Source organism: Vibrio sp. 10N.247.311.47, from assembly GCF_041467535.1.
Classification (GTDB): Bacteria; Pseudomonadota; Gammaproteobacteria; order Enterobacterales; family Vibrionaceae; genus Vibrio; species Vibrio crassostreae_C.
Genome location: NZ_JBFSUR010000052.1, coordinates 1 through 10278, shown reverse-complemented (window position 1 = coordinate 10278; position 10278 = coordinate 1). Strand labels below are relative to the sequence as shown.

Below are 10278 nucleotides of genomic sequence, written 5' to 3'. Positions count from 1 at the left end.
AACGCTGGTGAGATTATTTTCAGCGAACGCCCGCTCCCCAATGGAGGTCACCGAATCTGGTATAACCACATTAGTGAGTTTATTGTTTTCAAACGCCTGTCTTCCAATTATAGTAACCGATTTTGGGATGACCACGCTGGTGAGCTGCTTGTCATAAAATGTCCCCCCATTAATAAGTTCGACCGAATCTGGGATGACGACATCTGTGTCGTTACCGTTGTAGCCAATAAGTATTGACTTGTCATCTGAACCATCACGATTTTTGGCATATTGCAACCCTTCCGTTGCTCGTTCACAGCCAGTAAGAAAGGCTAAACAGAGTAAAGTGCCAAGAATTTGGGCTGTTGCTTTCATGAGCCTTGCTCTTGATAATGTCATGGCTGTTCCCGTATTTTATTAAGACCGTCAAATACCCTCTACCAACGCATAAAAGCGTTCACAGGTAGTCAGCTTTATTTTGAGATAAACGTAAGGTAGCAATACTTTCCGCAGTTAGTCCACTTCCAACAAGTTGTTTAGCTAGTTTCGCTACTAAAACGGACGCTTTGACAAGCAAAACATACATATAAAAGGCCCAAATCGTGAAAGTTTCATTCTACTAAATGACTTTTTGTAGGGTAAAACGCAGGCTCTTTAACTTTATAGGGTATTTAACCTAACGAATTTTGGGGCAGAAGTGTTTTAGAGTAGTCGCACTAAGGCGCTCTTGTCCCAATGAGTGCTATCACCGTAGAGGTCAAGCACGTCTCTGGACAGAAACGTTTTAGTGATAGTGTTAATTTGGAGAACCGTGAGTTAGCTTAAGTATGGAAACGTCGCTTAGCTGAGTGTCCAGCATTGGTGACACAGTTGACGCATTAACGTAATAAAGCGTATCTACTCTTCGCTGTGAGTCACAATACACGCTTGTGCTAGCTGCTGATATTCTGCTTGCATGGTAATGAGAAAATCATCTGCATTTTCAAACTTCACAATTGGCGCTCCCAATACTACATCACAGTTAAAAGGAACAAACATCACTGTACCTTTGGGTAGAGATCGACCCAATCCGCGCATCACTACCGGAATGACAGGACAGGCTCCATGTTCATCCACCAAGTGATAAATCCCTTTCTTTAACCCGCTCATAGTTTCAGGTTCACCGCGACTGCCTTCAGGGAAGATAATTAAGATATCTCCTTGATTAAGCGCCTTATGGCACTCATCAAATACTGTGTGACGATCAGTTTTACTCGGTGAACGATGGATGGGAATAATGCCTAAGATATTGAGTGATAACCATGCTGATACTTTGTTTTTGAGAAAGTAATCGGCCGCTGCCACAGGGCGCACTTTATGCACCATATTGATAGGAAAGAGTGCCAGTAATACCAAAGTATCGAGATGACTATTGTGGTTAGCAGCGACTACAATAGGGCCATTGATCGGCAGATTTTTCCGATTAATGATATTGAGTCCTAAGGCAACAAATACCAGTGGCTTCACAAACAGCAAGACGAATAGAATTTTGAAAATTTTCATGTCGTCTTCTTAGTAGTAAAGGTAATAAATATAGTGGAAGAATAAAGGAGCGGTGAACATCAGACTATCAATACGATCTAAAATACCGCCATGACCGGGGATAAACTGACCGGTATCCTTAATTTGTAAGTCACGTTTAACCGATGAAATTACCAAATCGCCAATAAAACCACTGAAGGCGATAATCATCCCTGCAACTAAACCTTGAACTGACGTTAATGGTGTCAGGTAAGGTGCCACAAAGTAACTAGTGATGATGATAGTTGCCGCACCACCAATAAAGCCTTCCCATGTCTTGTTTGGGCTGACTTTCGGTACGATTTTGTGTTTACCGAAGCTCTTACCCCATACGTATTGGCAAACATCATTAAACTGAGTGAAGACCAATAAGAACAGTAGCATTCCCATTGAACCTGCCTCTGGATTCTTACTTGGCAGTATCAATAAATAGGCCATATGGCTAACACAAAATACCGTCAGCATTAGTGCCCAGTGAATAATGCCTGCTGAGCGGATGAAACCTTTGGTATCACCAATCAGCACCGCGACCATCGGAAGATAGAGGAACATGAAGACTGGAATAAAGATGATGTACATGCCATACCAATCGATTGATAACCAGTAGTATTGAAACGGGATCGAAAAGTAAGCCCAGAAGATCACGCGTCGGTACGATGGATAGAAACTCTTTCAGCGCCATAAAACTTAAAAAGGCGACAAAGATCAGCGTATATTGAGTGGGCAGATAGAGCACTACAAAGACGATTCCGATCATCCACCACCAAGAGCGAATGCGAAGTTTAAGCTCGTGGTAATCCTTGTTAAGATTACGGCGTGACAAATAGAGGTAAATCAAGGTGCCAATTACTAGTGCGAGCGTGATGGCCCCCATCATGTGTAGTGAATGAATAGGGATATTAATCATGGCTAGTCTCACCTAAAGGCTTATCGATTGAATTGTGGGATGTGGGATGCGCAGACTGCTTGGTTTGTTGACTCTTCTCGTGACTCGATGATGGGTTAGCAAGCTTTTCTTTTGTATTAAAAATACATACCAAACGACGCCAGCATGTTACAACACTGCCAATTACCATGATTGCAAGCGCGATGTCCATCAGATAAATGCCAAAGCTAAGTGATAAAGTAAACCAATGGCTAATCGCCATCACTAAGAGCGTTACAGTGAGTAGGGCCATTCGATGTTGCTTGGCCATTGGTCCTCGAAAATCGGCCGAACAACCCATGCTAACACCCAAAACGCGAATGTAAGCTGAAAGTACAGCCAGCAGTGCCGCTATCCAAGCTAAAGGCATAGAAAATGCAGAATGGGCAACGAAACCAGCCGCGACAATCAACAGTGGGTCGGCGATACGGTCTGGAACATCGTTAAACAATTCACCAGCAGGAGTTTTCTTTCCACCTTCTACAGCGACCATGCCGTCAAACAGATTACACAATAAGCGCATTTGAATCATCAGAGCGAACAACACCAACCAAATTGGTGCAGGCCAGAAGTGATAACCCGCCGCAAACGCGAGGCCAACGGCGGCAAAGAGGATGCTCATAAGTGAGATTTGGTTTGGGGTAATATTTTTCTGACTCAGCCAAACAGCAATGCGTTTGGTGAACGAAATATCACGCACAGCAAGAGGGCGGCGATTAGATTCACGTTGGATGGGCATGGGGTCAATATTTTTAAATAAGTTATTCCCATTGTAACTACTTGTATCTTACTTTTGAAATGTTATTTAGGTGGTATTGAATATACGGGTTTATTTGATATCTCATCAATTCGGATAACTTTTTATAGGGAAAAAGCACATGAACAGGGTGTGAATGAGTAAAAGCACTAAGCAGGAATGGGGCAGAAACCATTTAGAGTTTACACTCTATTCCCTGATCGCATTACCAGCCCGAGTGCTTAACGTGAGTAACGGATATTTTAAATATCTTCTCAACCAAAAAATTACTATCAGGATCTAATTTAAGTGTGCCTATCGCCAAATCCAGTAAATGATGGGTAGAGTGCTGCATCCATTTACCTGACGTACGCATCCCATAAAGTACCCCTTGAACCAAAACGATTATTCGTTACAATGCTTGCGCCAGTGGGGTGCAGGAACGCCATTGGCCGAAGCTCTGTCACAGGCGCTTCGTTGCGTGCATTGTATAATGGCTATTACCTCAGCCTTCCAAGCTGATGATGCGGGTTCGATTCCCGCTGCACGCTCCAACTCATGCTCTAAGGTACTCCTCATGCAAACGCCCCCTTCTGACGAAATGAAACAAGCTAAAAAAGCCTTCAAAGCCAGTTTAAAATCGTATCTGGCTCAGTTTAACGAGTGGACTGAAACGCCAGACGTCAGCGTCATACTGGACGCTTTTAAACCCGTCATATTCCAAGAGTCCGTCGATCTCATTGGCAAAAATAAAACCAAAGTAGCCCAAACGCTCAACGTGAACCGTGGCGTACTGTCTAAGGTATTGCAGCAGCATCCAAAGCCTACGCTCAACCTGGATGAAGAATCACTGAGCTGAAACAAAAACCACTCACTTTTTGTCGTTACCTTCTGGCAATGCAGCTAACCTATCTTCAACCGCAAACACATAGGGGCTTAAAAACAACGTAAACTGAATGTTTTCGCATAACTCTCCTGATATGTGAATATCGTGAAGCCCCACGAGATACCAACCTTCTTCTTTATACTTCTTCATCCATTGAACCAAGTCTATGATTTCATCATGATCCAACAGGCTCAAGTCCTGGATATAGTCATTGTTCAAGTCGGTTCCTATATACCGAGAATTACTCAGGGATAAGTAGCCATCCCCTTTATAAGGGAGCGCGCTGGGATGAACCACATCAATTCCGTAATCAAAATACGCATAGGATATATGCGCAAGCAGATAGCGAGATGCTTCAACAGATAACGTGAGCTGGCTTTGTTCCAGTCTCTCTTCAATGTCGTCGTCAGGCGAAATGGCTCCTACCGATATCTGCGCTTTTTGGGATTGGTACTCATGATGGCTTTCTGAGCAATAATGCAATCGAATGGGAATGTCACATCTCATGTCAGCTTTAGGATCAACCTCTTTTAATGTTGGAATTTGAGTCGGCGCAATTGAATTTATCATGTTAACTTCCTTCATTTTTCGTCTTATTTATTGTCTCAATCAACTGCTTCGCCACCTGCTCCATAGCTTGACTGCTCAAGTCGTTTCTTGCACCGCGCAATTGATCGTATTGTACGAGGCGTGACACGGAGTCTTGATAAAGCCCTAACGTCGCTCGCTCTGCATCAGAGGTCAATGTAAACACACGATAACGCTGCTTCACACAGTCATCGAGGTAAGAAAAGACGCAGTGTTCCATTTCTCTGGCTTCCCTTCTCAGTCCAAGTCCGGAGGTGATTTCTTCCACTTTTATGCCTTGCGAGTCAAACGCCCCGCACTCGGCTCCTTCCCACGTCACCGTATCTTCCTCCTTTAACCTGCTACAGCTCATTCTGGTCACCCAACGTTCATGTTGCTGGACCAAAGCATACCAAGACTGATTTTTGTGGATGACGGCATCCTCGCGCTCTACCCAATCGAACACATCATTAAATTGGTTGAGGGCTCGGCGCCATTGCTCTTTTTGTTTGCGCACATTAACGCGACCAATCATGGGCTTAAAGTATTGCGCCCATCGAAACACCACACGCTGAAGGCGCTCAAAATCCACTCCCCCTTGATGGTCATGTCGCGCCTTTTGGTCCCTTATGGTTGATAAGAGGCGAACCTGAATCGTGGTGGAATACCCCGTAAGCGCATCAAGCAGCGACAGCTCTGAGGGTGTCCACATCCTTGCTTGGATAAGCAAAGCTTGTACTTTTCTTGGTTGACGATTAATTTTTCGAATGACGCCTTTACTGACCTCTGCAGGCAAATGGGAAAGCAAATGTTCGTAGCTGAATAGATTAGGATGTATGTGGCGGTTGACTCCACCTGGCAACACACTTAACCAGGGCAACCATACTCGGTGACGTTGATAGGCACTCACATCCTTGACCTTATTGTTAAAGGAATGCAGCTGTCCAAAAGATACCTGGCTGAGCGAGCATTGATATATCTGCAGATAGAGCGACAACTTCTCTTTATCAACAAAATCCCACAGGTGTTTATAGAGCGCGCGTCCACCTTGCTTGATGCCATTTTCAAGAAAACCAAATTGCTGACCAAACCGCGTTGAAACCCACTGTTTGGTTGTTTTTCCCATATCAAGATAAGCTGTCGGTACTGGCGTCATATCCATCCCGTCATAATCGCCTTTTTTCGGCGCTTTCACCGGTACGCTGAGCGCTTGAATCCCTTGCTTTTCCAAATCCGACAATAGCGCGCCTATTACGTATTCCAATATATTGAAAAACCGCCACGCCAATGAACTCTGACGAGATTGCATCATAAAATCAGGCGAATACTGGCATCCAACCCAAGACCCGTGGAGATTATGCTCCCCCTCCCACGTTAACGAGAGACGCTGCATAGTGACTTTTTGATTGGGGTGCTTAACGAGACGAAAGAGTCCAGCCAGCACTAACGTATCGAATGCCCCATCTTGCTCGCGTTTGACCATTCTTCGCCAAGACTGGTCGTTTAAAAAGCGGTAGAGCGTTTGCCATGCCAGCACCTTCGATTGCTCTTGTTCACCCTCCATACCGTGAAACGAAGCCATCGTCGATGACAGTAACACTTGGGGTGGCGGCAAGGCCGTTAACGTGTTCATCGGCCCTCCCTTTTTTGAATTAACGCGCTGCGCGGAGGCGTCACCATGCGGTCGTGTGTGTCAAAGTCCACCCTATCCAGATTCAAATGATGAAAGCTCATCACTTCACCATCAAAAAGCGGCGAGTGCTCGTGCGCAAGAAACCAACAACCAAAATCAGAACGAGAAGGTCTAGGCCCTATCCTTATCGACAATGTGTAAGAAAAATCTTCTGGTTCAAGGTGAGTGGTATATTCATTCTCCGAGTCTTCCCACTGTTGCTCCCATTGACGTTGCGCCTGTCTATAGGCCTCACTGGCACGGTGATATCGCGTGACACAGGCTCGCTTATGCACCCCAAGATAACGACAGACTTTAAAAAAGCCGTGCAAATGCGCGATTGTCACGCTTGACTCAAAACGCATCACGCCTTTACTTAAAGTAAAGGTGCCTTGTATCCAGCAATCTTGACGCTCAGGTTTACTGGGCAACGTCCATAACCCAACAAAGGTATATTGGCCTTTCGTCAGTTTCTTGAGGTAGGCTTGGCCATAAGCAAACCGACGTTGACCGATAGATTGGCGAACCCCACCCAGTGACAAGACTTCATGATTACGAAGCTGATTCAATTTAGATTTATAATACAGTGGGCGACGGGCTCGCTTGAAGAACTCAAGCAACGTCATCTCGATAGACGGACTCATCCTTCCCCTCCATAAGTTTTCATCATAACGTCATGCGCGACTTTCAACTTTTTCACCCCGTTATAGATATTGCGGCGCGAAACGCCGGTGATAAACTCCGCCAACTCGTAGGTATGGCCATGAATAATGCGAAGGCGCACCGCCTTTCGAGTACTGTTAGGAAAGTCCCGCTCTGAATACATCGACAACAACGCATTCAGGTGCCTTTCTGTGAGAAACTGCCTCATACCTCACCCATTCTGCTTCTAATGTTGAATTTTGTGTCGTCTAGCCGACTCATTATTCAACGCTTTCTTGAATTCAAATCTCAGAAGAGCCAATCCACTGCTCATCGAGGTAAGCATCCCAACCGTCTGGGCTCACAGAAAAATAATCGACACACTCCAACGTATCGTGCGTCCAGCCGCCTTTGGGGGCGTGGTACTGAACCATTTCCACCCCCTCCAAGCTCAGAATACGAAGCAATGCCAACGTGCGCCCTTCCATCAGGTCGGGCTCAGCCGGTGATAACGAACGGGCGACTATCATGAGCCCATCTCCTTTCCTAACTTGCCTTTGTCATCGAAATGACGCTTCTCGCAGCCTTGTTTCCACGCGCTGCAGCTCCAATAGAAACTGCCTTTGTTTTTCCCAGACTTGCGCACTAACACGCCTTTGCCACAGGCACACTGTTGATTTTTAGCCGGCTTGCCGCGCACGCTATCGAGAACAAGACCACATTGCTCGCGGTCTTCACACGCCCAAAACGGTTTCTTGGTCGAGCGAAGGCGCATTTTTTTGCCACACAACGGGCAGGGCGCTTCGGGCTCTACGACTTTTGGTAAGGTAATGGTGATGTCACCGGACTTCACCTTACTAACAATGGCCCGCACAAATCCTTCTTGGTTTTGCATAAAGGCATCGAGGCTCATCTCTCGCTTGGCAATGCTTTCGAGCGACTGCTCCCAAATCGCGGTCATCACCGGATTGCTCACTTCGTTCGGCAGCGCCTGAATCAAACCGCGTCCCGCTTCGCTACTTAGGAGCTTTTTCCCTTTTGCTTCCACAAAGCCGCGCTTTTTGAGCGTCTCAATAATGGCCGCGCGCGTTGCTTGCGTGCCAAGCCCTGCCGTCTCTTTCAAAATCGCTTTGAATTGAGCCGGAACATTATCGCTGCGTGCAATATTGGCCATCGCATCGAGGAGCGTCCCTTCGGTAAACGCAGAAGGCGGCGTGGTTTTCTTACTCACCACATTGACCTTGGAAAACGTCAGCGACTGACCAGCCGTGAGAGAGGGCAAAGATTGAGACGTGCTGTCTTCGCTCTTCCCTTTCCCCTCTTCTTTTTCTTCTTTCGCCACAACCCGCCAGCCTTTAACGCGCTCCACTTTGCCGGAGGTTTTAAAGCGATGACTCCCACACTGCAATTCAATCACAGTGGCCTCGTCTTCGGCGTGCGGATAGAACTGAGCGACGTAACGCTGCACGATGGCCTGATACACGTATTTTTCGCGCTCCGTCAATCCGGTGAGTACCGGCGTCTTTGCAGTAGGGATAATGGCGTGGTGCGAGCTTTGCGCCACTTTTTTATCGTTCCAACACGCGCTGCTTATTGCCCCGTCCGCGCCCTGGCACATCGATGCAAACTCAAAGGTCTGACCCAGCGACTTCAAGATTTGAGTCACTTCGCCCTGCTGACTCACCGGCAAAAACGCGCAGTCGGTACGCGGATAGGTGGTCAGTTTGTGTTTTTCATACAAGGCTTGCGCCGTATCGAGCACTTGCTGCGCGGTGTAACCGAATTGAGCCGACATGGCCTTCTGCAGAGAGCCCAAGAAAAACAGCGCTGGATGTTTGGCTTTTTGGCGTTTGGTATCAAACGCCGTGACCGTTGCTGCTTGTCCTTGACAGTCACGAGCCACACGCTCGGCCACCTCACGAGACAAACAACGTCCTGATTCATCGCTTTGCGCTTCTGGTACTTGCCATTTAAACGAAAATCCCGTGTCACCGACGACGTCATAAAACGGTTTCGAGACAAAGTGAGCGATGGCCAAGTCTCGCTCAACCACTAACCGTAAGGTGGGCGTTTGAACGCGGCCCACCGATAAAGCGCCGCGATAACCGGCTTCTCGCCCCACCAAAGAGCAAAGCCGCGTTAAGTTCATACCCAGCAACCAGTCGGCTTGACTGCGACCAAGCCCCGCCCAATAAAGAGATTCAGTGTCACTGCCGGGTTTGAGATTATCCAGACCTTTACGAATGCTGGCTTCGTCTAAGGCGCTGAGCCAAAGTCGAGAGACTTGGCCTTGGTAACCCACAAACTCTAAAATCTCACGAGCAATCACTTCCCCTTCACGGTCGGCATCGGTGGCTATCACCACCTCTGTCGCGCTGGCCAATAATTTCTTGATGACATTGAACTGTTTCTTCTTGTCGGGCGGCACCACCATTTGCCAGGTAGTCGGCACGATAGGGAGCGTGTCATAAGACCAAACTTTTAGTGCGGGATCATAATGCTCCGGGTCGGCTTGAGACAGAATATGACCAAACCCCCAGGTCACGACCACCCCTTGGCCGCGCAGCGCCCCCTCACCTTTTTCATGGCAACCAAGTACCTTGGCAATATCACGTCCTTGGGACGGTTTTTCACATAAAAACACACGCATGGTTTACCTCCAACCGACGCACAAACAAGGTGACCGCGTCACCTTTAGAGCGCCTTCTTGATAAAGAAAGCGTTGACCCAATAACAAGGTGACCCATCATGATGTGGTCACCTTGCTGGCGAGTTGCTGCTTCACCCAACCTGGCGTGACCTTACTGAGCGTCATGCCTTCACGGTTGCCAATTAAAGCTTGCTGCACTTGCGAACAAAATGGCTCTTGCGCTTTCACGCCGAGCTCTGCTTGTGCGCGTTGGTCGGCGTCACCACTTCGGCGGGCGCGCACTCGAAATCGAAGCGCCGCAATGGCGTTAGATAAATTCACTCCTCTCATCTATCACTCCCTATTTAAAGTTCAGATTGAGAGGCTAGGTTATTATGCGCCCCTGACTGCTGTGGTTTTTTTAATAACACCGCATCCACACGCTGCGCCATGATGGTAATTAACGAAGCCGTTAATGCCATGCCCGATGCTATTTGACCTGGGTTGTTTTTATCTTCCCAAGTGTCGATGCGGAGTTCGCCTTCAATACGCACACGCATGCCTTTTTGTAATAACTTACTTAACGCCTCAGCGTCACGCCCCCAATAACTGATGTCCACCCAAAAACCGCCCTTATCTTCATAAGGACGCTCTGGATCTTGTGTTTTAATTAAACGGTCGT

Annotated in this window: 11 protein-coding genes, 1 tRNA gene and 1 pseudogene; 2 read left to right on the top strand and 11 right to left on the bottom strand. The window is 47.2% G+C overall.

Annotated features, from left to right (window positions below; genetic code table 11):
* From AB6E51_RS22745 to AB6E51_RS22730, 4 genes and pseudogenes are all read right to left on the bottom strand, one after another.
* Positions 1-354, bottom strand: a 354-nt coding sequence (locus AB6E51_RS22745; RefSeq protein WP_372140213.1) for a leucine-rich repeat domain-containing protein, incomplete at its 3' end; no start/stop codon positions are given.
* Positions 355-876: 522 nt separating this feature from the next.
* A complete protein-coding gene (locus tag AB6E51_RS22740; protein ID WP_102312398.1) occupies positions 877-1521 on the bottom strand; it encodes a lysophospholipid acyltransferase family protein in 645 nt (214 codons plus the stop codon).
* 9 nt (positions 1522-1530) lie between these two features.
* Positions 1531-2446, bottom strand: a pseudogene (locus AB6E51_RS22735) (phosphatidate cytidylyltransferase).
* On the bottom strand, positions 2439-3203 hold the full coding sequence (locus tag AB6E51_RS22730) for a CDP-alcohol phosphatidyltransferase family protein (protein WP_241905955.1): 765 nt from the start codon (positions 3201-3203) through the stop codon (positions 2439-2441). The pseudogene AB6E51_RS22735 and the gene AB6E51_RS22730 overlap by 8 nt, the downstream one beginning before the upstream one ends.
* 476 nt (positions 3204-3679) lie before the next feature.
* Between AB6E51_RS22730 and AB6E51_RS22725 the strand changes: the two genes are divergently transcribed.
* Positions 3680-3754 (top strand) — tRNA-Gly (locus AB6E51_RS22725).
* A 23-nt stretch (positions 3755-3777) separates the two neighbouring features.
* Entirely contained in the window at positions 3778-4059 is a 282-nt protein-coding gene (locus AB6E51_RS22720) for a hypothetical protein (protein WP_372102027.1), read from the top strand.
* A 12-nt stretch (positions 4060-4071) separates the two neighbouring features.
* Here AB6E51_RS22720 and AB6E51_RS22715 read toward each other — a convergent pair whose 3' ends face one another.
* The 7 genes from AB6E51_RS22715 to AB6E51_RS22685 all read right to left on the bottom strand — a co-directional run.
* Positions 4072-4656, bottom strand: coding sequence for a hypothetical protein (locus AB6E51_RS22715; RefSeq protein ID WP_372115957.1), 585 nt, complete (start codon positions 4654-4656; stop codon positions 4072-4074).
* 1 nt (position 4657) lies between these two features.
* Complete coding sequence (locus AB6E51_RS22710) at positions 4658-6286, bottom strand: PcfJ domain-containing protein (protein WP_372050047.1); 1629 nt, start codon at positions 6284-6286, stop codon at positions 4658-4660.
* Positions 6283-6969 carry a hypothetical protein gene (locus AB6E51_RS22705; protein WP_372050046.1) on the bottom strand — a complete coding sequence of 229 codons (687 nt, stop codon included), beginning with the start codon at positions 6967-6969 and terminating at the stop codon, positions 6283-6285. Before AB6E51_RS22705 ends, AB6E51_RS22710 begins: the two co-directional genes overlap by 4 nt.
* 300 nt (positions 6970-7269) lie before the next feature.
* On the bottom strand, positions 7270-7497 hold the full coding sequence (locus AB6E51_RS22700; RefSeq protein ID WP_237297777.1) for a hypothetical protein: 228 nt from the start codon (positions 7495-7497) through the stop codon (positions 7270-7272).
* Positions 7494-9617 carry a DNA topoisomerase III gene (locus AB6E51_RS22695; RefSeq protein WP_372140209.1) on the bottom strand — a complete coding sequence of 708 codons (2124 nt, stop codon included), beginning with the start codon at positions 9615-9617 and terminating at the stop codon, positions 7494-7496. The genes AB6E51_RS22700 and AB6E51_RS22695 overlap by 4 nt, the downstream gene beginning before the upstream one ends.
* A gap of 96 nt (positions 9618-9713) precedes the next feature.
* A complete protein-coding gene (locus AB6E51_RS22690; RefSeq protein ID WP_076651440.1) occupies positions 9714-9947 on the bottom strand; it encodes a hypothetical protein in 234 nt (77 codons plus the stop codon).
* Positions 9948-9961: 14 nt separating this feature from the next.
* Positions 9962-10278, bottom strand: a 317-nt coding sequence (locus tag AB6E51_RS22685; RefSeq protein WP_372140207.1) for a single-stranded DNA-binding protein, incomplete at its 5' end; no start/stop codon positions are given.

Bases quoted from the DNA above. Each gene is read 5' to 3' on its own strand.
- AB6E51_RS22710 (WP_372050047.1), bottom strand. From the start codon at position 6,286: ATGAACACGTTAACGGCCTTGCCGCCACCCCAAGTGTTACTGTCATCG.
- AB6E51_RS22695 (WP_372140209.1), bottom strand. From the start codon at position 9,617: ATGCGTGTGTTTTTATGTGAAAAACCGTCCCAAGGACGTGATATTGCC.
- AB6E51_RS22705 (WP_372050046.1), bottom strand. From the start codon at position 6,969: ATGAGTCCGTCTATCGAGATGACGTTGCTTGAGTTCTTCAAGCGAGCC.
- AB6E51_RS22690 (WP_076651440.1), bottom strand. From the start codon at position 9,947: ATGAGAGGAGTGAATTTATCTAACGCCATTGCGGCGCTTCGATTTCGA.
- AB6E51_RS22740 (WP_102312398.1), bottom strand. From the start codon at position 1,521: ATGAAAATTTTCAAAATTCTATTCGTCTTGCTGTTTGTGAAGCCACTG.
- AB6E51_RS22700 (WP_237297777.1), bottom strand. From the start codon at position 7,497: ATGATAGTCGCCCGTTCGTTATCACCGGCTGAGCCCGACCTGATGGAA.
- AB6E51_RS22715 (WP_372115957.1), bottom strand. From the start codon at position 4,656: ATGATAAATTCAATTGCGCCGACTCAAATTCCAACATTAAAAGAGGTT.
- AB6E51_RS22720 (WP_372102027.1), top strand. From the start codon at position 3,778: ATGCAAACGCCCCCTTCTGACGAAATGAAACAAGCTAAAAAAGCCTTC.
- AB6E51_RS22730 (WP_241905955.1), bottom strand. From the start codon at position 3,203: ATGCCCATCCAACGTGAATCTAATCGCCGCCCTCTTGCTGTGCGTGAT.